The 20086-nt window shown below is 69.1% G+C and carries 19 protein-coding genes; 11 read left to right on the top strand and 8 right to left on the bottom strand.

The window, feature by feature from the left end; genetic code table 11:
- Nucleotides 1–15 precede the first annotated feature (15 nt).
- Both NQ706_RS03230 and NQ706_RS03225 read right to left on the bottom strand, forming a co-directional pair.
- Nucleotides 16–201, bottom strand: coding sequence for a hypothetical protein (locus NQ706_RS03230; protein WP_136788793.1), 186 nt, complete (start codon nucleotides 199–201; stop codon nucleotides 16–18).
- A 152-nt stretch (nucleotides 202–353) separates the two neighbouring features.
- A complete protein-coding gene (locus tag NQ706_RS03225) occupies nucleotides 354–1517 on the bottom strand; it encodes a phosphatase domain-containing protein (protein ID WP_006945749.1) in 1164 nt (387 codons plus the stop codon).
- A 167-nt stretch (nucleotides 1518–1684) separates the two neighbouring features.
- Between NQ706_RS03225 and NQ706_RS03220 the strand changes: the two genes are divergently transcribed.
- Entirely contained in the window at nucleotides 1685–1978 is a 294-nt protein-coding gene (locus NQ706_RS03220) for a GNAT family N-acetyltransferase (RefSeq protein WP_006945741.1), read from the top strand.
- Between the two features lie 62 nt (nucleotides 1979–2040).
- Here the strand turns inward: NQ706_RS03220 and NQ706_RS03215 are convergent, their stop codons facing one another.
- Both NQ706_RS03215 and NQ706_RS03210 read right to left on the bottom strand, forming a co-directional pair.
- Complete coding sequence (locus NQ706_RS03215) at nucleotides 2041–2169, bottom strand: hypothetical protein (RefSeq protein ID WP_268746221.1); 129 nt, start codon at nucleotides 2167–2169, stop codon at nucleotides 2041–2043.
- Nucleotides 2170–2600: 431 nt separating this feature from the next.
- Nucleotides 2601–4121 carry an amino acid permease gene (locus tag NQ706_RS03210; RefSeq protein WP_038566856.1) on the bottom strand — a complete coding sequence of 507 codons (1521 nt, stop codon included), beginning with the start codon at nucleotides 4119–4121 and terminating at the stop codon, nucleotides 2601–2603.
- A gap of 388 nt (nucleotides 4122–4509) precedes the next feature.
- Here NQ706_RS03210 and NQ706_RS03205 point away from each other — a divergent pair, with 388 nt between their 5' ends.
- Entirely contained in the window at nucleotides 4510–6033 is a 1524-nt protein-coding gene (locus NQ706_RS03205; RefSeq protein WP_051805610.1) for an MFS transporter, read from the top strand.
- Nucleotides 6034–6138: 105 nt separating this feature from the next.
- On the opposite strand, the gene NQ706_RS03200 is transcribed toward NQ706_RS03205, so the two are convergent.
- Complete coding sequence (locus NQ706_RS03200) at nucleotides 6139–7833, bottom strand: long-chain-fatty-acid--CoA ligase (RefSeq protein ID WP_081873786.1); 1695 nt, start codon at nucleotides 7831–7833, stop codon at nucleotides 6139–6141.
- A gap of 264 nt (nucleotides 7834–8097) precedes the next feature.
- Here NQ706_RS03200 and NQ706_RS03195 point away from each other — a divergent pair, with 264 nt between their 5' ends.
- The 8 genes from NQ706_RS03195 (at nucleotide 8098) to crcB (ending at nucleotide 14066) form a co-directional block, all read left to right on the top strand.
- The gene (locus tag NQ706_RS03195) at nucleotides 8098–8640 is read left to right on the top strand and encodes an O-acetyl-ADP-ribose deacetylase (RefSeq protein ID WP_006945675.1); all 543 of its coding nucleotides are present in this window, start codon (nucleotides 8098–8100) and stop codon (nucleotides 8638–8640) included.
- Between the two features lie 129 nt (nucleotides 8641–8769).
- The gene (locus tag NQ706_RS03190) at nucleotides 8770–9165 is read left to right on the top strand and encodes a MazG nucleotide pyrophosphohydrolase domain-containing protein (RefSeq protein WP_038566853.1); all 396 of its coding nucleotides are present in this window, start codon (nucleotides 8770–8772) and stop codon (nucleotides 9163–9165) included.
- Nucleotides 9162–9737, top strand: a complete 576-nt coding sequence (locus NQ706_RS03185; protein ID WP_051805608.1) for a methylated-DNA--[protein]-cysteine S-methyltransferase — start codon at nucleotides 9162–9164, stop codon at nucleotides 9735–9737. Before NQ706_RS03190 ends, NQ706_RS03185 begins: the two co-directional genes overlap by 4 nt.
- An 85-nt stretch (nucleotides 9738–9822) precedes the next feature.
- Complete coding sequence (locus tag NQ706_RS03180) at nucleotides 9823–10410, top strand: RNA polymerase sigma factor (protein ID WP_038566850.1); 588 nt, start codon at nucleotides 9823–9825, stop codon at nucleotides 10408–10410.
- Nucleotides 10410–11024 carry a methylated-DNA--[protein]-cysteine S-methyltransferase gene (locus NQ706_RS03175; RefSeq protein ID WP_038566849.1) on the top strand — a complete coding sequence of 205 codons (615 nt, stop codon included), beginning with the start codon at nucleotides 10410–10412 and terminating at the stop codon, nucleotides 11022–11024. The genes NQ706_RS03180 and NQ706_RS03175 overlap by 1 nt, the downstream gene beginning before the upstream one ends.
- Before the next feature lie 156 nt (nucleotides 11025–11180).
- Nucleotides 11181–13220 (top strand): PhoX family phosphatase, encoded by a 2040-nt coding sequence (locus NQ706_RS03170; protein WP_038566847.1) that lies wholly within the window; start codon nucleotides 11181–11183, stop codon nucleotides 13218–13220.
- A 112-nt stretch (nucleotides 13221–13332) separates the two neighbouring features.
- Complete coding sequence (locus tag NQ706_RS03165; RefSeq protein ID WP_235181999.1) at nucleotides 13333–13719, top strand: CrcB family protein; 387 nt, start codon at nucleotides 13333–13335, stop codon at nucleotides 13717–13719.
- A complete protein-coding gene (gene crcB, locus NQ706_RS03160) occupies nucleotides 13716–14066 on the top strand; it encodes a fluoride efflux transporter CrcB (RefSeq protein ID WP_235181998.1) in 351 nt (116 codons plus the stop codon). Before NQ706_RS03165 ends, crcB begins: the two co-directional genes overlap by 4 nt.
- A 70-nt stretch (nucleotides 14067–14136) precedes the next feature.
- On the opposite strand, the gene NQ706_RS03155 is transcribed toward crcB, so the two are convergent.
- Together NQ706_RS03155 and NQ706_RS03150 are read right to left on the bottom strand one after the other, a co-directional pair.
- Nucleotides 14137–15663 carry an ATP-binding protein gene (locus tag NQ706_RS03155; RefSeq protein ID WP_404360372.1) on the bottom strand — a complete coding sequence of 509 codons (1527 nt, stop codon included), beginning with the start codon at nucleotides 15661–15663 and terminating at the stop codon, nucleotides 14137–14139.
- Entirely contained in the window at nucleotides 15660–16388 is a 729-nt protein-coding gene (locus tag NQ706_RS03150) for a response regulator transcription factor (protein WP_038566843.1), read from the bottom strand. The genes NQ706_RS03155 and NQ706_RS03150 overlap by 4 nt, the downstream gene beginning before the upstream one ends.
- 311 nt (nucleotides 16389–16699) lie before the next feature.
- Here NQ706_RS03150 and NQ706_RS03145 point away from each other — a divergent pair, with 311 nt between their 5' ends.
- Complete coding sequence (locus tag NQ706_RS03145) at nucleotides 16700–17764, top strand: hypothetical protein (protein ID WP_051805603.1); 1065 nt, start codon at nucleotides 16700–16702, stop codon at nucleotides 17762–17764.
- On the opposite strand, the gene NQ706_RS03140 is transcribed toward NQ706_RS03145, so the two are convergent.
- Nucleotides 17755–20046, bottom strand: a complete 2292-nt coding sequence (locus NQ706_RS03140) for a bifunctional UDP-sugar hydrolase/5'-nucleotidase (RefSeq protein WP_051805602.1) — start codon at nucleotides 20044–20046, stop codon at nucleotides 17755–17757. The two genes, NQ706_RS03145 and NQ706_RS03140, sit on opposite strands and share 10 nt — an antisense overlap.
- Nucleotides 20047–20086 lie beyond the last annotated feature (40 nt).

The following is a 20086-nucleotide window of genomic DNA, read 5'->3' as shown; positions in this document are numbered from 1 at the left end:
CGTCAGGTATCCGGTTCAGGCGGCCCGCGACAACTCGGCCGCCGGCTCGAGCGCCGCGACGGGCGCCTCGTCGGTCTCAGCGTCCGGCGTGACCATGACGTCGTCGAACATCCGTGTCTCGACTCCCGCCATCACGAAGACGAGAACGAACATGGTCACGACGACGAGAACGGCCAGACCCAACGCTGCTCCAAGGCTCATGCCTCCACCCTGACAGGTTTGCGCTCATAGCGGAACCCCGACGCGCGGCGGGGGATGGTTGCATTGACGTATGTCACATTCGTCGGAGCCCGGGCGGCCAACGCGCCCGAGGCACGCCTTCATCGTGACGCCATCGCAGCGCCATCAGGCGGTCACCGGCCCGACGCGTCCCGTTCCACCAGCTCGCGCATGGCGCGCTCCTGCTCGGACGATTCCCATTCGACGTCGTCGAGCAGCCGGTGGATCTCGTCGATGACGCGCTGCACGCCCGCCTCGGAGATCAACCCCAACTCGTGAGCCTTGGCGGCCGCACCGACGTAGGTGTCGACCACCCAGATCCCCTTCGCGGCGAGTTCGGCGCGGCGTCCGGCATCCAGGGCCACGACGTCGTGGATGAAGACGGCCTTGACGACGTCACCGTGCGCCTGCAAGATCTGCTCGCCGACGGCGATGTCCCCCTGCCCCGAGTCGCCGACGAACACGAGGTCGTACTCGGGAAACAAGGTCGCGTAGTGCGCGATGTTGGCGACCTTCTTCGCGGCCATCGCGTCGTGCGTCGCGAGATGGAAGATGCTGCCCGTCATGATCGACAGATCCGCGAACCCGGCCTTGGTGAGTGACTCGCGGCTGTAACTCTTCATCAACCCCAGGGCATCCGCAGGCCGCGCCGTGACGAACGTCAGGTCACCGCGCGAGAGCGGCGCGTCACGAGGTCCGAGGTCGAGTGCTTCGTAGAACGCAATGATGCCCGGGATGACGGTTCCGCGCGGGTAACGCGTCTCGTGGATCTTCGCCAGGGCGGTGTCGTCGATGTCGGACAGGGTCTTCGCCTGCCGCTCACCCTCGAGCGACGAGGACGCGGCGAAGTGGTCGAGAATCTCGGCGCGGATGGCGTCGTCGTCGATGTCGGCGAAGACGAGACCCTCCAGATCGTGTCGGCCCTTCGCGAGGTTGAGCGTGTTCTTCAGGTGCGTCAGGTCGTTGCCCGTGTGGGCGAGCAGCATGTCACGGATCGCGCCCTCCATCGCAGCCGACGTCGCGCCGCCCTGCATCCCGTGGATGACGGCGACCTGCGCCGCCATGCTCAACTCGTGACGCCTCGTGCGGGTGAGCAACTCGATGAGGGCGGTCTCGTTGTCGGGGCCGATGAGGCGGTCGTCCATGTCGTCGAACAGCTTGGCCGCGTCGACGTTCTCGAGGACGTCGTTCAGCTCACCGGCGGGCGCCTCGCGCAGCAGCGTGAGGATCTGCTTCTCATCACGTCGCCCCGTCGGGCCGTCGAGAAGGGAGTTGACGAGATCGAGCGTGGCACCCACGAGGCCTCCCCTGGCCGAACGGCTGACGGCAGCCGATCACGGCGCCACCCGGGCGCACCACGCCCGCGGCGACAGCTTATCGAGCCTCGACGCGGCGCCCCGCACCTCACCGACACACCGCGCGGGATACTCGCCCGCCCGCGAGTTCGGCGTGCCACAGTGAGTGCATGAGCGACACCATCACCGTGAAGAAGAACACCGAGACCCACCGCTACGAGGGTTTCCTCGACGACGAGCAGGTCGGGTTCGCCGACTACCGCGAGGACGGCGACGTCGTCACGATGCCGCACACGATCGTGCCGGAGCGCTTCGGTGGCCGCGGTTTCGCGAGCCAGATCGTCCGTTTCGCGCTCGACGACGTGCGCGCGGCCGGCAAGAAGGTCGACCCGGTCTGCCCGTACGTCGCGTCGTGGATCGACAAGCACCCCGACTACGCGGACGTGCGCGTCACGGCCTCCTGAGCGGGCGGTTCGTGGCCCCAACGGCGCGCGAACACCGCGAGGTCCTCGACACCACGCGTCGACTACGCCGTCGGCGCGTGCAATACGTGCGCGCCACCGACCCATGCCATGGACAGCCCGGCCTGCTCGGCGCGCATCGCGAGATCGAGGTCGCCGATGGCCGGGTCGCGGTAGTCGGGGGCAGAAACCACCGAGCAACCGCCACTCGCGCACGCGGACGGCGAAGTTGCCCGACAGGAGCAACCGATGGTCCTCGTTCGCGTGCACGTCACCAGAAGGCGGGAACGCGCGGCGCGGGTGCGGGTCGACGAGCTGCGCGACTCTGCGTCGTTTCATGGCCGCCAGGTCATCATCGGCCGACAGGTAGGTGATGGGGCCGTTGAACAACCACCCGCGGCTCGTGCCGCACACGGCAAAGGCGTCGCGATACGCCTCGAGGAACCCTGGTAGTGGGATGCTGCGCGAATCGGGATGGATGAAACCCTCACGCCCCTGAGCGATGGCGATGCTGGCACCCATGTTGCCCGCCCGACCGATCATGAAGTCGGCCGCGTCGAGCCGAACACCGCGCGTTGGCCGAGTCAGCGCTGCCTGTCAACGCGCCCAGCCGGTCAACCCGCCGTCAGGAGTGCGAGCGGGTGCGCGTGAGATCCGCCTCGAGCGGGTCGACCTTCTTCGACTTCGTCACGAGCTTGTGGCCGGCCCACACGGCGAGGAACAGCGGCAGGCCGATGTAGCTCTCGAGCAGGCCGCCGGGGTCGACGGTGCCTTCGAAGATCAGGTCCTTGTTCTGCAGCACGATGACGAGCGCGCACATGCCGAGCGCGACGACCGGCCCGAGCGGGTACCACTTCGCGCGGAACGGCAGATCCTCGACGCGGCCACCCTGTGCGACGTACGCCTTGCGGAACTTGAGGTGGCTCCACGCGATACCGCACCACGTGATGAACCCCGCGAGACCGGAGGCAGCGACGAGCCAGCCATAGGCGTCGGACGAGAGCAGGCTCAGCCCGTAGCAGCCGAGCGCGACGAGGGCCGTCAGCAGCAGCGCCGGCATCGGTACGGAACGGCGGTTGGTCTTGAGCAGGAAGCGGGGCGCCATGCCCTTCTGCGCCATCGCGTAGAGCATGCGGGTCGAGACGTAGAGACCGGACGAACCGGCCGACAGGATGGCGGTGAGAATGACCGCGTTCATGACGCTCGCCGCACCGACCACGCCGACCTTCTCGAAGATCAGCGTGAACGGCGACGCCTGGATGTCGCCGTCAGCGGCATTGACGAGGCGCGGGTCGGTGTACGGCAGCAGGAAGCCGATGACGACGAACGCGCCGATGTAGAAGATGAGGATGCGGAAGAACACGGCGCGGATGGCCTTCGGGATCGTCTTCTCGGGCTCGTCGGCCTCACCGGCGGCGACACCGATCATCTCGGTGCCCTGGAAGCTGAATCCGGCGATCATGAAGATCGCGATGATGCCCGAGAACCCGCCGACGAACGGCGCCTGGCCGGTGGTCCAGTTCTTCGTGCCGGGCGCCTCCGTCATGATGCCGAAGATCATGAGGACGCCGACGGCGAGGAACACGAGGACGGTGATGACCTTGATCGAGGCGAACAGGAACTCGCTCTCGCCGAAGGCGCGCACGCTGATCGCGTTGATGACGAACAGGATGGCGAAGAAGACGAGCGCGACGAGACGCTGGTCGACGTCCGGCGCCCAGTAGTTGACGACGGCGCCCGCCGCCGCGATCTCCGCCGCGACCGTGATCGCCCAGTTGAACCAGTAGTTCCAGCCCTGCGCGAAGCCGAAGCTGCGGCTGACGAATCGGGTGCCGTACGCCTCGAACGAGTTGGCGAGCGGCAGATACGTCGACATCTCGCCGAGGCTCTGCATGAGCAACCACACCATGAACCCGATGACGCCGTACGCGACGAGCGCGCCGCCGGGGCCCGCCTCGTGGATCGAACCGGCGGAGGCGAGGAACAGGCCCGTCCCGATGGCGCCGCCGATGGCGATCATGTTGAGGTGGCGCGCATTGAGGTCGCGTCGCAGCTCGTTCTGACCACCCGCGCCAGGCGCCGGGTCGGCGACGGAGCCCGCGGGCCCCGACGGCTCGGCGGGCGTGGAATCGGCCTGTGTGGCCATGGCGTCTCCTGCGAGATCGAGAAGTGGATGACGCGGCGTGAGGACCGGTCGTTCGGTTCCTCGCCGGGGCACCTGCCCGGCGGGCGAGCCGGGCTCAGAGTAGCAACGCGAGCCGCCCGGAGAAGGGGCGACACGGGGGCCGACAACCCCTGCTGCGGCGTGAGATGTGCGGCAAATCACATCCTCGCGACAAAAGCTTTGGCGCCGCGCTGCCTCAGCGCTGCCGAACCTCGCAGATCGGGGCCGCAAGGCGTCCGAGCACTGGACATTCCGGGGCATCGGCGATGGGATGAGAACCGTTTTTTCCCATTCGAGACGAACACCCACGAGCGACGAATGCGCTGCGGGCCCGGCTTCGCCCACCCGAACGTGCGCAGGAGAAACACACATGTCCCATACCGCTTCCGCCGCACCGGACGGCGAGCCCCGCGAGCTCGAACGCGACCACATCACCGTGGTCGAGAAAGCTCCACTCAAGAAAGCCATCACGGGCGCCACCATGGGCAACCTCATGGAATGGTATGACTTCGGCATCTACGGCTACCTCGCCGCCACGATGACGAAGGTGTTCCAGCCCGAGGGTGGCGACGACTCGACGAAGATGATCATCACCTTCGCCGTGTTCGCCGTCAGCTTCCTCGCCCGCCCCTTCGGTGGCCTCGTCTTCGGCCCCCTCGGCGACAAGATCGGGCGTCAGAAGACGCTCGCCATCACGATGCTGGCCATGTCGATCGCGACGGGCGCCATCGGTCTGCTGCCGTCGTTCTCGACCGCCGGCTGGTGGGCGTTCGCCGGTCTCATCATCTGCCGCCTCATCCAGGGCTTCTCCACCGGCGGTGAGTACTCGGGCGCGACGACGTTCGTCTCCGAGTACTCCCCCGACAAGCGTCGCGGCTACTTCTCGAGCTTCCTCGACACCGGTTCCTACCTCGGTTTCGCGGTCGGCGCCGCCGTCGTCGCGCTGTTCAGCATCGGCCTCGGCTCCGAGACGATGGACGACTGGGGCTGGCGCATCCCGTTCCTGCTCGCTCTGCCGTTCGGCCTGCTCGCCATGTACTTCCGCATGAAGATCGACGAGTCGCCAACGTTCGAGAACGCGCAGGCCGCCAACGAGGCAGCCGAGAGCAACGACGCCATCGACGAGTCGCAGACGCAGCTCGGCCCGGTCGGCATCATCAAGCACCACTGGCGCCCGCTGCTCATCGCCATGGCGCTCGTCGGCGCGACGAACACCGCCGGCTACTCGCTCACGTCGTACATGCCCGGTTACCTCGAGAGCAACCACGGCTACACCACCCTGGGTGCCGCTGCAGCCACCATCCCGGCGCTCGTGGCGCTCTCCCTGGCCGTGCCCTTCGTCGGGCGCTTGTCGGACAAGATCGGCCGCAAGCCCGTCTACTGGATCGCGATCATCTCGACGCTGCTGTTCACCTACCCGGCCTACATGATGATGGAGAACCAGACGCTGGCCTTCGTCGCGATGTTCATGCTGGCCTTCTCGGTCTGCTTCTACGTCGCGATGTCGGCCTCGACGCTTCCCGCGCTGTTCCCGACGGCCTCACGCTTCGGCGGCATGGCGCTGTCGTACAACATCGCCGTCTCCCTGTTCGGCGGCACCGCGCCGATGATCAGCGAAGCGCTCGTCAAGTGGACCGGCAGCAAGAACGCGCCGGCGCTCTACACGATGTTCTTCGCCGTGCTCGGCGGCATCGCATTGCTCGCGATGAAGGAGTCGGCGCGCAGACCGCTGCCGGGTTCGATGCCGACGGTCGCCTCCGACGAAGAGGCCCACGAACTCGTCGAGACGCAGCACGACAACCCCGACATCGTCCACGAGGACCTGCCGTTCGACGCGCACGACGCCGCGAACGCGGCAACCGCGGGGACCACTTCGGACACCGAGAAGCACTGACGTCCGCTGCCGCGAGCGCTGAGTCCACAACGCTCGCGGCCACGAAGGCCGCCACCCGATCGGGGTGGCGGCCTTCGCCGCCGTCTCGCCGCGACCACCGCTCGTTCAGTCGCCCTGGTTCGTGTGCTCGTGCAGCAGCTTGGTGACCTCGCGGCGCAGCACCTTGCCCATCGGGTTCGTCGGCAGTTCGTCGACGACGACGAAGCGACGCGGCGCCTTGTACGCCGTCAGCTTGCCCTTGACGTGGCGGCGCAGCGCCTCGGCGTCAGCATCGGTGTGGCCGTCGGCGAGCACGACGGCGGCGACGACGTCCTCACCGCCCGCGGTGGCGGGCAGCCCGACGACGGCGGCGTCGGCGATCGAGTCGTGTTCGCGCAGCACGCCTTCGACCTCGCTCGGGTAGACGTTGAAGCCACCCGTGACGATCATCTCCTTGATGCGGTCGACGACCGTGAGGTAGCCGCCCTCGCCCATCTCGACGACGTCGCCGGTGCGGAAGAAGCCGTCGTGGAACGCCTCCTGCGTCGCCTCGGGCTTCTTGTAATAGCCACCGAAGACCTGCGGACCCTTGACGAGCAGCTCGCCCGGGCCGGAATCCGGCGCGTCCTTCGTGACGTCCTCGGGATCGGCGAGGCGGATCTCGACGTCGGGGAAGGGCACGCCGATCGAGCCGGCGCGACGATCGTCGGAGATGGGGTTGCCGACGACGACCGGGCTCGTCTCGGTGAGGCCGTAGCCCTCGATGAGGTGGCCGCCCGTCGCCTTCTCCCAGCGTTGCACGAGCGCGGACGGCAGCGACATCGCGCCCGACAGGCCGATGCGGATGCCCTCGAGGCTGACGTCGCGCTTCTCCGCCTCGTCGAGGATGCGGGCGTACAGCGGCGGCACGCCCGGAGCGAACGTCGGCGTGCGACGCTTCACGGCGTCGATGATGAGCGGCACCTCGGGGGCGGGCAGCATGAGCAGGCACGCGCCGAGGTTGATGCCCGCGAGGACGCCGATCGTCAGGCCGTAGGCGTGGAACATCGGGAGGACGACGAGGAACGTCTCCTCACCGTCACGCAGCTGCGCCCACGCCTTGCCCTGCAGGCAGTTGGCAGCGAGGTTCGCGTGCGTGAGCGGGACGCCCTTGGGGGTGCCGCTCGTGCCCGAGGTGTAGAGCATGATCGCCGGGTCACCGGCCGATGGCTTGGGGTGGTCGACGGGCAGCGTGCCGCGTGAGAGCAGGTCGTTCCAGCTCAGCAGGCCCTCGGGCGCCGGGCCGGTGAGCCGCTCGCGCGACTCGCGCGCCTTCTTCACCGGCAGGCGCAGCGCGAGACGCTTGACGAACGGCAGCTCCGCCGTCACGTCGATCGCGACGATGTGGCGGACGCCGTTCTCCTGCGCGAGGTCGACGAGCATCGGGCTGATCTTGTCCCATGCGATGACGACCTCGGCCTCGTGGTCCTCGAACGGCGCGCGCAGCTCACCGATCGTGTAGAGCGGGTTGTGCTGCACCGCGATCGCGCCGATGCGCATGATCGCCTGCGTGACGACGACGTTCTGCGGGCAGCCAGGCAGCAGGACGGCGACGCGGTCGCCCGCCGTGACACCGAGGTCCAACAGACCGGCCGCGGCGGCGTCGACCTGAGCCTTGAGCTGGTCGTAGGTCGTGACGCGCCCCATGAAGTCGATGGCCGGGCGATCGCCGAATCGCGCGACGGCGGAGTCGAACTGATCGACGAGCGTCGCCATGCCGTAATCGAGGCGCAGGGGCACACCGGGCGAGTAGGAGTTCGCCCACAGCGCGTTCGTCAGCATCGTCGTCATCCTCCATCGGCGCGTCGCGCCTCGTCACGGCTGGTCTCGTCACAGCACGAGGTGCCGAGCGGGATCGCCGGCACCGTCTTCGAGTGTATGCCCCGTCACGTCGAGCTTCTACACCCGTAGTACCCATCGGCGATTCCTGTCCCCTCCTGCGAACTACGTCCCCGGTCGCGATTCCTGTCCCCTGTGCGATTTTCGGTCACATTCGCGAATCCCGTCCCCACCTGCGGAACTGCGGCGCGGTGCAGGATGGGTGCCATGAACACCGTGACAGTCCATGAGGCCCCCTCCGTCGAGATCGTGCGTGGCGACATCACGACCGAGCAGGTCGACGCCGTCGTCAACGCCGCGAACTCGGGCCTGCTCGGCGGTGGCGGCGTGGACGGTGCCATCCATGCCGCAGCAGGGCCGCAGCTGCGCGAGGAGTGTCGCAAGCTGCGCGCGACACGGCTGACGGGCGGATTACCGACCGGCGAGGCCGTCATCACCGGCGCGGGGCGGATGCCCGCGCGCTACGTCATCCACACTGTCGGCCCGAATCGTCATGCGGGCCAGACGGATCCGGCTCTTCTAAGCTCCTGTTTCGCCGAGTCATTGCGGATCGCCGACGAGGCGGAATGCCGCTCCGTGGCCTTTCCCGCCATCAGCGCGGGCGTGTACGGCTGGGACGTCGAAGAGGTCGCGTGCATCGCTCTCGAGGTGGCGCGTTCCGCCCGATGTGCACATGTCCGGTTGATCCGTTTCGTGCTGTACGACGATCGCGCACTCGCCGCTTTCGAACGTGCTGCCGACCGAGCCTGACCGCATCCCGGCCAAGGCGAGTCGGATCTCTCTCGGGCAGACCAACGGCAGGGTGCGGGGAGCGTTCCTGCGGGCCGGTTGGGTGGCCACGTTCGATGGCTTGTCGGCGCCGCGTGGTTGGCTTCGACCATGGAGCTGAACGAGTGGAGTGGACGCATCGAGGGCATCTCGGCTGCGTACGGCGAGTACTTCGCTGTGGAGCGCACGCCGGAGTGGGTCCTGCTCAAGCTCACCGAGGAGGTCGGGGAGCTCACGCAGGCCTATCTCGCCTCGAGCGGGCAGGGTCGAAACCGGGGCAAGAGCGACGACGAGCTGCGCCAGGACCTCGAGGGTGAGGTCGCCGACGCGTTCGCCATGATCCTGGTCTTCGCTCGGAGCGCGGGTATCGACATCGAATCAGCGCTGACGACGAAGTGGCTCCCGTGGGAGAAGTTCCACGCCGATCGAGCCGCAGGTCTGGCGCCCGAGCCACTCGCCCATCGGTGGCCCGAGCCGTCCGACGATGACTCGCAGGCGTCGTCATGACCGTCGCGAGTCCTCCCCTGCTGCGCGGTGACGGCGCGAGCGCGCAGAATCGTCGGTCAACCCGCCTCGCGACGCCGCTGGGCGACATGCTCGTCGCCGTGAGCGATGACGGGGTGCTCGGCGCCTACTTCGACGGCCAGGCGCATCAGCCGGACGCGGCGTGGTTCGGGGCGCGAGTGGAGCAGCGTGACGATGCCCTCCTCGACGCCGCGGCGCAGCAACTCACCGCCTGGTTCGCCGGGGAGCGGACCGATTTCGACCTTCCGCTCGCCCCGCTCGGCACCCCGTTCCAACGCAGCGTCTGGGAGCTGTTGCTGCGGATCCCTCCCGGCGAGACGACGACGTACGGCGAGCTGTCGGCGTCGCTCTCACCCGACGGAGTCGCCACCCCTGGCCAGGCACAGGGCGTCGGGCAGGCCGTCGGTCACAACCCGGTCAGCGTCATCGTGCCGTGCCACCGCGTCGTCGGCTCGGACGGTTCCCTCGTCGGCTTCGCCGGCGGCCTGGATCGCAAACGCTGGCTCCTCGCCCACGAGGAGAGCGAGACGACCCGTGAATCCCGTTTGTTCTGAACGGTTCTCGCGCCGCTCGGCTCGGTTGCGAAAAAAGTTCTCTCGCCGACCTCACACTTCGTCGTTCTCGGACGACTCCTGAGTGATGACACAGCAACCGCTCTTCCACGAGATCGTCGAACGCCATGGGCCGACGGTTCTGCGCGTGTGCGCCGCGACCCTGGGGCCCGGTGCGGACGCGGAGGACGCCTGGTCCGAGACGTTTCTCGCGGCGCTGCGGGGCTACCCGTTCGACGACATCGAAGACGTCGAGGCATGGCTCGTGCGCGTGGCGCGGCACAAGAGCGTCGACATCGTGCGACGGAATCGCCGCGCCGCACCACACCCCGAGCTCGTCCGCGATGTCGAGGCGGCCCACGACTCGACTCGATCGCGGCGCCTCGGCGCCGGAGCCGCCAAGGACGACGACGCCGGGCAGGCGCTTCAACGCCTGTTCGTCGACGACGTCCACCCGGGCGCCGACGTCGAGGCCTGGGACGGCGAGTTGTGGAGCCACGTGGGCGCTCTGAGCGAACGGCAGCAGTTCGTCGTCGTGCACCGCTACGTGGGGCAGTGGACCTACCCGGAGATCGCCGACAAGCTCGGCTGCTCGACGGCGGCCGCCCGGCGTTGCGGAGCCGACGCCATCGCCGCGCTGCGTCATCGACTCATCCCGACCCGAGAGGACACCTGATGACCAGCGACGACGTGTTCACCACGACCATCGACGCCTTCACCGACGCGTCATCGACCGAGGCGCTGACGAATCGTCTGCTCGAACATGTGCGTCCGCGGGACGTCGACGTCGTGTGGACGACGCACGAGACGCTGCTCGGTCGGCTCCTGCTCGCCTTCCGCGACGACGCCGTCGTCCGCATCGCGTTCGAGTCGGAGGGCTTCGACGCCGTGCTCGACGACCTCGGTGAACGTCTCGGACGCCGCACGCTGCGCTCGGCCCAGCCCGCCGACACCCTGCGCCGCCAGCTCGACCTGTACTTCACCGGGGTGCGCGTGGAGTTCAGCGTGACGCCCGACCTGTCGTTGTCCACTGCCCCCTTCCGACGGGAGGTGCAGTCGAGCCTGACCACGATTCCCTACGGCCGCACCATCAGCTACGCCGATCTCGCCTCCTCGACGGGACGCCCCCGCGCGGTTCGCGCCGTCGGCAGTGCCTGCGCGAGCAATCCGCTACCCATCGTCCTCCCCTGTCACCGGGTCGTGCGTAGCGACGGCTCCCTCGGCAACTACCTCGGCGGCGTCGAGGCGAAGCAGCGGTTGCTCGAGCTCGAGTCCGCCGCCGCGCCTTAGGCCCACCTAAGTCATGCAGCCGGCTCTCAGGGTTTACGCCGACGACATCTGCGCGACGTCTCGTGTCTGCCTCGACGCCCAAGGATCGACCCGCGTGGGCGCCCCCACCGTCCGCCCTGATCAGCTCCCGACTTTCCGCCCCGGCGAGGAGACCCCATGAGCCCCAAGCTGCTCCCCCTCATCAATACCCGCCACGGTTCGCGCAGCGCGAAGACGTGCGAGTACCGCTGCGCCAACCAGTGCGACGCGCCGACGCCGAACACCTCGGGCAACGAGGAATTCCAGACTCTCGCTCAGCGTGCCATCGCGCGTCGCGCGATGCTCACGGGCTCCGCGGGCGCCATGGTGCTCGCCGGTTTCGGCGCGCAGGCTGCTGCGGCGGACACTGCGCACGGCCACCACCCGCGACCCGAGCGCAATGTCGGGCGCGCCTCCTTCACCTCCGTCGCGCCGAACCGCAAGGATGACGTCGTCAGCGCCGAAGGGTTCACGCACGACGTGATCATCCGTTGGGGCGACCCCGTCACCAAGCGCGCACCGCGTTTCGACGTCCACCACCAGACGCCCGAGGCACAGGCGCAGCAGTTCGGTTACAACAACGACTATGTCGGCATCATCCCGCTCGACGGTCGCCGCGCCCTGCTGAGCGTCAACCACGAGTACACCGACCCGGAACTGATGTTCCCGACCGGGACGGACGAGCTGCTCAAGAAGAAGATCGAGATGGCCGCGCACGGTCTGGCGGTCGTCGCCATCGAGAGGGGCCGGGCCAAGGGGTCATGGAAGGCCAGCGACCCGCGCCGCTCGCGCTACAACCGCCGCATCACGGCCAGCACGCCGCTGCGCGTCGACGGCCCCGCCGCTGGTCACGAGCTGCTGCGCACCAAGGCTGACCCCAAGGGCACGACGATCCTCGGCACCTTCGCCAACTGCTCCGGCGGCACCACGCCGTGGGGCACGACGCTGCACGGCGAGGAGAACTTCCACGGCTACTTCGACGCCTCCGGCGCGCTCGACCCCAAGCAGGCCGATGCCTACAAGCGGTACGGCATCACCGGCCAGGGCAAGGGGTGGAAGGACGTCGACGAGCGTTTCGACCTGACGAAGACCCCGAACGAGGCCAACCGCTTCGGTTGGATCGTCGAGCTCGACCCGCTCGACCCGTCAGCCCCGCCCGTCAAGCACACGATGCTCGGCCGTGTGAAGCACGAAGGCTGCAACGTCACGATCGCACGTGACGGCCGCGTCGTCGCCTACACCGGGGACGACGAGAAGGGCGAGTACATCTACAAGTTCGTCTCACGTGACCGCTACCAGCGCAGTGCCTCGCCCGCCGCACGCCGCCACAACAAGACGCTGCTGTCCGCCGGCACGCTCTACGTCGCGAAGTTCACCGGTGACGGCGACGCCGACGGCGTCCACGACGGCACAGGCACGTGGATCCCGCTCGCGAGCGAGAAGAAGTCGTACGTTCCGGGCATGAGCGTCGCGGAGGTGCTCGTCCACACGCGCGTGGCGGCCGACAAGGTCGGTCCGACGCGCATGGACCGCCCCGAGGACATCGAGCCGAACCCCGTCAACGGCAAGATCTACTGCGCGCTGACGAACAACTCCGACCGCGGCAAGAAGTTCACCACGGACGAGGCCAATCCCCTCGCCTCGTCGATGACGCGCAAGAAGCTGGGCGAGCCGCTCACGGCCACGTCCGGCAACCGCAACGGATACATCCTCGAGGTCACCGAGGGCCGTGGCGGCTCCTGCGGCAAGGGGTACGAGACCTCGACCGACTTCACCTGGGATCTCATGCTCATCTGCGGTGACCCGGCCGCGCAGGAGACGTACTTCGCCGGCTTCCCGAAGGAGCACGTCAGCCCGATCAGCTGCCCCGACAACGTCGCCTTCGACGCCGTCGGCAACCTGTGGATCTCCACCGACGGCAACCAGCTTGGCTCCAACGACGGGCTCTTCCGCGTCCCGACGAACGGGCCGGAGCGCGGCCGCGTCCAGCAGTTCCTCACGGTGCCCTACGGCGCCGAGACCTGCGGGCCGCTCGTCAGCCCGGACCAGCTGTCCGTCTTCACGGCCGTGCAGCACCCGGGCGAGACCGACGACGCGACGTTCGAGAAGCCGACGAGCACGTGGCCGCACACGGACGCCTTCCCCCGCCCGTCGGTCATCGTCTCCTACGCGAAATGACGATGCTCGTCTGACCGAGCGTGAGCCGTGAGGTCAGACGAGCAGGCGCCGGCGGCTCACCCGCGCATCAGGTGAGCCGCCGGCGTCATGCGTCATGGCCTAGGCTCGGGCCGTGAGTTCGCCCGCCTTGCATCGTCGCGTCTCGATGGTCGCTCTCGTCGCCCTGGGCGGCGCAGCGGGGGCGATGGCCCGCGCCGGTGTTGCGGCCGCGATGCATGCGCCGTGGGCGACGCTGACGGTCAACCTCGTCGGCGCGTTCGTCCTCGGCGGGCTGCTCGAGTTCTTCACCCGCGCAGGCGACCGCCCGGCCTGGCGTCTGCTGCTCGGCACCGGGTTCTGCGGGGCCTTCACGACGTACAGCACGTTCGCGCGAGAGGTCGCCGAACGCTCCGCTGGGTCGGGAGTGGGCCTCGCCGCCGCGGAGGTCGCGCTCGGCCTCGCAGCCGCGGCGGCGGGGGCCGTCGTCACCGCCCGTTGGGCACCTCGGAGCAGCGCATGATGACGTGGCCGCTCATCGCCCTCGGTGGCGCTGTCGGAGCCGTCCTGCGCTTCGTCCTCGACGGAGAGATGAAGGCCCGCGGCCCACGCACGTGGCCCCACTCGACGTTCGCCGTCAACCTCCTCGGCTCGTTCGTGCTCGGCGTCCTCACCGCGCATCCTCGCCCAGGATGGTTGAGCGCCCTCGTCGTCACCGGCGTCTGCGGCGGCTTCACGACGTTCTCCACCGCGAGCGTCGAAACGCTCACCCTGCTGCGCGCACGGCGCGCGGCCACTGCTCTCGGGTACGCGGTGGGCAGCGTCGTCGCGTGCGTCGCCGTCATCCTGTTGGCCCACCGCATCGCCTGACGGCCGGGCTCGGGCCGGCTGTCGAGCCGCGCGGCGCGCATCCGACACCGCGACCGGCTCGAACCGAAGCTCACTCAGCCCCGAGCGCTGCGGGGCGGCGCGGCAACGTCACGATCGCCGTCGTGCCGGCAGTGCTGGAGTCGAAGTGGATGCTCGCCTCCATCGACTCCGCGAGTGCCATCGTGATGGCGAGGCCCAGCCCACCGCGACGACCGGTGTCCGAACGCGCCGCCCCCTTGAAACGTCGCCCTGGTTCGGCGGCGACGGACGCGGGCAGCCCCGGCCCGTCGTCGGCCACCTCGACGACGACGCTGTCGCCGGCGTCGCGCACGCTGAGCTGCACGCGCGTACCAGCGGGCGTGTGGCGTCGCGCGTTCGTCACCAGATTGACGATGACGCGGCGCACCCCGTTCTCGTCGCCCACGATCTCGCACGCCTCGTCCGGCGCGTCGAACGCCCACAGGTGCTGCGGCGCCATCAGTTTCGCGTCGGACAACGCCTCCAACGCGAGGAACGTGACGTCGACGCTCTCCTGTGCCGCGCGTTGGCCGGCGTCGAGGTGGGCGAGGAGCAACAGATCCTCGACGAGGCGCGCCATCCGGATGCTCTCGCGTTCGATGCGACGCAGCGATGGCGCCAGCTCGAGCTCGAGCGCGCGGACGTCACTCGCCGCCCTACGTCCGTGGTCAGCGCCGCCATCCTGGCCCTCAACGCCCGAGAGGCCCGCGCCGGCAGACTCGCCCGCCGCCTCGGATCGCTCGGCCTCTACGGCGCGCGTGAGCATCGACGCGGACAGCTCGGCATGCGATCGCACGACGGCCAGCGGCGTGCGCAGTTCATGGCTGACGTCGGCCAGCATGGTGCGCAGGGCGGCCTCGCTCTCGTCGCGGCGCGCGAGGGCCGCCTCGACCTGACGCAGCAGATCGTTGATGGCGTGCGTGAGCACCCCCACCTCGTCGGCGGCTCGTCGCGGTTCGGGCACACGGCGGCTGACGGCGTCCTCCACCGATTCCGCGGGTGTCTCGGCGATACTGCGCGCGGTGCGCGTGACGGCCTGCAGGGGCCGCACCTGACGTCGCGTCAGCCACACGCCGACGGCGCTCGCCACGATGCCCGCGGGCACCCACAGTGCCAGTTGCCACGCGGCGAGGCGGGTGAGGTCGCGCTCCGCAGGTTCCATGCTGACGGCAGCGAGCACCTCGGTGCCGGGCTGCCTCAGCGTGGCGACGCGCATGTCGTCGCGTTCGGGCAGCTTGACGTCGCGCAGGCCGTCCGGGCGATCGAGCTCGGTTCGCAGCGCGGTGGCGTCCTCCGCCGCCACCACGCGGTCGGGGCCGTTGGCGCGCACGTCGAGCCGGTCGCCACGTCGCACCATGACGATCGCCCCGGACGGTAGTTCTTCCGCCAGCTCCTGCGCCGACGTGTGCTCGTGGTTGACCGCAACGTGCAGGGTGTCGTCGATGCTCGCGTGGATGACGGCGCGTGACAGCAGGAACGAGGCGATGCAGCCGATGGCGGCGAGCACCATCGTCAGCGTCATGACGAGCACTGCGACGCGGGTGCTCAGCTTGCGTGGCCGCAGCCGTGCGAGGTTCATCCCGCGGCGGGTCGCATGGTGTATCCGAGGCCCCGCACCGTGTGGATGAGCGCCGGATGCGACCCGTCGATCTTCTTGCGCAGGTAGCTGATGTAGAGCTCGACGACGTGCTCACCGCCCTGGAAATCCTCGCCCCACACCGCGGCGAGCAACTCCTGCTTCGAGCACACGCGACGCCCGTTCTGCGCCAGGTGCCGCGCGAGCGCGAACTCGGTGGCGGTCAGACGGATCGGTTCGCCGGCGCGCGACACCTCGTACGTCAGGGTGTTGATGACGAGGTCGTCGACGACGAGATGCTCGCCCTGCCCCTGCGCGACCATGCCGCTGCGGCGCATGAGCGCCTCGGCGCGGACGATGACCTCCTCGAGGCTGAACGGCTTCGTCAGGTAGTCGTCAGCGCCCTGCCGGATGCCACTCACCCTGTCCTCCAACGCATCCCGCGCCGTGAGGAAGATGACTCCCGCCTCGGGCAGGATCGAGCGGATGCGGGCGAGGACGTCGAAACCGTCCGTGTCCGGCAGCCCGATGTCGAGGACGACGACGTCCGGGCTCTCGCGCCGCGCGAGGGCGACGGCCTGCGAGCCGGTCGTCGCCGTCAGCACCTGCCAGCCCTGGAACGTGAACGCCGCCGACAGCGACGTGAGCAGGCCCTCCTCGTCGTCGACGATGAGGACGCGCGCTGCACGTCCGGTGACGTGACGAAAGGATGCCTCGCGGGTGTTCATGCTCCCACGATAGAAGCCGCCGAGACGCGCGAAACAGACCACAGTTCCATGAGAGGGAATTCTGAGGAAGGGGCGATAGTTTCATCTTCGTGCCCAGGAAGGTGCTCCCGTTCCCCCCTGGTGTGATGCGTCCTGGGCACCCCAGCGGCGGTGGAGGTCTCGACCTTCACCGCCGCTTTCTTCTCACCGCGGGCGCGTCGTCCACAGGCCGTGACGGCGGGAGCGCTCTTTCCGCTGCCGGAGCAGGCTGATCCACAGGGTGGCCGTGCTGACGTTGGCGCCGCTCATGGCCCGCCCGCCACGCTCGAGCCATGAGCGACGATCTGGCACCCGGCCCCCTGTTCGACACCCCCGCGCCTGACACCTCCGACGACGCCGCACCGACGCTCGTCGGCGCGTGGATGAGCCCCGGCCTCCTGACACATGACGGTGTCGTGCCGCATGACGAGCGCCTGCCGGGCGATTTCGGTGCGACCGGCCCCGGGGCGGACGATCCCGACGCGGGCGGCCCGGCGGAAACCGGCCTCGGGTCGGACGAGGCGCCGTCGGCCAGCCAGCCGTCCCCTGCTGACCCGACGGCCGGTGAGTCGGCCGCTCCCGAAGACGCGCCTGCTCCGGAGAACGAGCCAGCTCTCGAGGACGGTCTCGTTCCAGGGGACGATCTCGAGTCGTGCGCGGCGACCCTCGCAGTCGCCGTCGTGCTCGAGCGCGGCGCTCCGTCTGCATGGCGCGCCGTGCCGGTGCGTCAGGGCCTGAGCAGCGCCGTCATCGATGCGGTGATGACGCCCCGCGTCATGACGAGCACCGTCGACGCCGTCGTCGCCCGCCACGAGGCCGCGTTCGGGGCGGGCACCGCGTCGGAGCTGCTGCACGCGTTCGATCTCATGGGCGAGACGACGTGGCGGGAGGAGATCGGCACCGGCCACCGCACCCGCGCCAGTGTGGACGCACCCCACAAGAGCGCCGTCATCCGTCAGGCGGCGGCGCTCCTCGCGGGCCGAGGTATCGAGTCATGCGCCGACCTGGTGGCGGCCGCCCACGACGACGACCTCCGACGGGCCTGGTGCGCGCTGCCCGGCCAGTCGTCCGGCTCGACGTGGCGTCACCTGCTGCTCGCCGGAGGGTGCGACGACGTCATGTTGTGCCCCCTCACCCGATCCTTCGCGCGCCGCGCCACCGGCCACACCCTCACCGCCGACGAGCTCCACGCCGTCATCGTCTCCGCGGCCGTCCAGTTGGGCATCACGCCCGCCGCGATCGAGCACCAGATGTGGCGCGGCGCGCTCACGGCGAAGCGCCGCCGCCCCAGCGTGAGCGACGACGGCGCTGCGCGTGAGGGGGCCGATGAGCCCCCTGCTGTCGACGATCAGCTCTGACGGCGCAGACGCATCGCGATGCCCGCGCCGGCAGCCACCACGACGACAGCCAGGCCCGCGAGGCCTGTGACGGCGCGCTCGTTGCTCACGCCATCGGTGTCGACCTTCGGCCCCGTCGTCGTGCTCGGGGACGTGCCGTCGGAAGCGGAACCGGTCTCCGTCGCGCCGGTGGTGGAGCTCGTCGAACCGGCCGGCGGCGTCGTGGGCTCGGTCGTCGGCGTGGTCGGCTCGGTCGTCGGCGTCGTCGGTTCCGTCGTCGGCGTCGTGGGCTCGGTCGTCGGCGTCGTCGGCTCGGTCGTCGGCGTCGGGGTCGTCGTGGCGCCGGCCTCGAGCGTCACGGGGAAGCTGCCCGTCGTGCCGGATTCCTTGGCCCTCAGCGTGATCACGGCGTCGCCGGCGGCGAGGTCGCTCGGGGCGGTGAACGAGATCGTGGCCTCACCGTGGTTGGCCGGGTAGGGCGGGGTGGCGGCGCTCGTCGCGCTGATCGGGAACGTTCCGACCACGTGGCCACCGATCGAGACCTCGACCGAGGTGTTCGTCGGCGAGTTCTTGCTCGTCATGTCGAAGCCGGAGGCGGTGAACTCGACCTTCTCCCCGGCCTTGACGCTCGTCGGCTGGCCATGGATGGACAGCGACTGCTTGGCGTACGACGGCTTCACCGGGCTGTGCGCCTTGAGCCACTCGACGAACAGGCCCTGGTCGATGAGACCGGAGTCGGAGATCGGGCCACCCTCGTTGAGGGCGGTGAAGTTGTCGCCGCCGGCCATGAGGAAGGAGTTGGACGCGACGGTGTACTTCGCCGCCTGGTCGATGGCCTTGCCGCCCACCATGACGCTGGTGATGCGCGAGCCCGCGGGCTTGGTCTCGTCGAACGTGTACGTGACGTTGCTCGACAGGCCCATCTTGAGGAACGGGCGGGAGGCGCCGTCGGGCTGCCACTGCTGCTCGAGGAGCTTGACGAACGTCGAGCCCGAGATCTCACGCGTCGCGACCGTGTTGTTGAACGGCATGACGGCCGCGGCCTGCGCGAACGTCAGGTTGCCCGCGGCGTCGGGGACGAGGTCGGCGCGCACGCCGCCGGGGTTCATGATGCCGATCTCGACGCTGCCCGGGCGACCGGGCGCGTTGAGGGAGTCGACGTAGCTCTGCGCGATGGCGTTCGACAGGTTCGACTCGGCGAGACGGTCGTCGCGCGAGCCGTCGGGCTTGAGCGCCGAGGTGATCGGGCCCGTGGCCTGCGCGATGACCTGCTGACCGATCTGCGCGGCGCGCGCGTTCGCCGAGTCGACGATGGAGGCCGCCGCGGTGTAGGCGGGCAGCGACGCGCAGGCGTCCGTCGGCGCCGTGACCTTGCGGTTGACGACGGAGTACTGCTTCACCTTCCCCGAGGCCTTGTCGTAGCCGAGGTTGAGGATGCCCAGGTTGTGCGCGTAGAAGTCGGTCTGGATGATCGGGCGCGTGCCGTCGCCGTCAGGCACGGGAGCGTCCCAGTCGTACAGCTGGTGGGTGTGGCCGGTGAAGATCGCAGAGACGTTCGCGCTCGTCTTCGTCACGATGTTCTTGAAGACGGGGCTCGCGGATTCCATCTGCTCCAGCGTCGCGCTGCCGCCCTCCGGCGCACCCTCGTGGTACTCGGCGACGACGACGTCGGCCTCACCGTTCGACGGGTCGCCGTCCTTCAGCTTCGCGGCGACACGGTTGACGGCGGCCACGGGGTCACCGAAGTCGATGCTCGCGATGCCGTCGGCGCCGACCATGTTCTTCGTGTCCGTCGTGACGGCACCGACGACGGCGACCTTGACGCCGTTAACGTCGAGCACCTTGTACTCGGGCAGCGCGGGCGTCGTCGTGCCCTTCTCGTAGACGTTGGCACCGAGGTAGGTCCACTGCGCGCGCGACTGGACGTGACCGGTCAGGTCGTCCAAGCCCTTGTCGAACTCGTGGTTGCCGACGGAGGAGACCTGCAGCTTCAGGGCGTTGAGGTAGTCGATCGACGGGTTGTCGTCCTGCGAGGCCGACTCGAACGGCGAACCGCCGACGTTGTCACCGGCCGAGATGAACGCCGAACCCGGGAACTCCTGCTCGGCCGAGGCGACGGTGCAGGCGAAGTCCTTCGTGAAGTGACCGTGGAAATCGTTGGTGCCGAGCAGCGTGACGGGCGTGAGGTCGGCGTCGAGCGTGGGAACGACGGTGGCGGCGTTCGCGGCAGGCGTCAGGGCACCGGCGAAGGCGAGTGCGAGCACACCGGAGAGGGCACAGGTGCGCGCGATGCGGTTGGTCATGAGGTTCCTCGAGGTTCGAAGTGTTCGGCGGACGCTCGGC

It is taken from the genome of Dermacoccus sp. BD5 (assembly GCF_044878485.1).
GTDB classification, from domain to species: domain Bacteria; phylum Actinomycetota; class Actinomycetes; order Actinomycetales; family Dermatophilaceae; genus Dermacoccus; species Dermacoccus nishinomiyaensis.
Note: the sequence above shows the minus strand (reverse complement) of the source record. Positions and strands in the feature narration are given on the sequence as shown.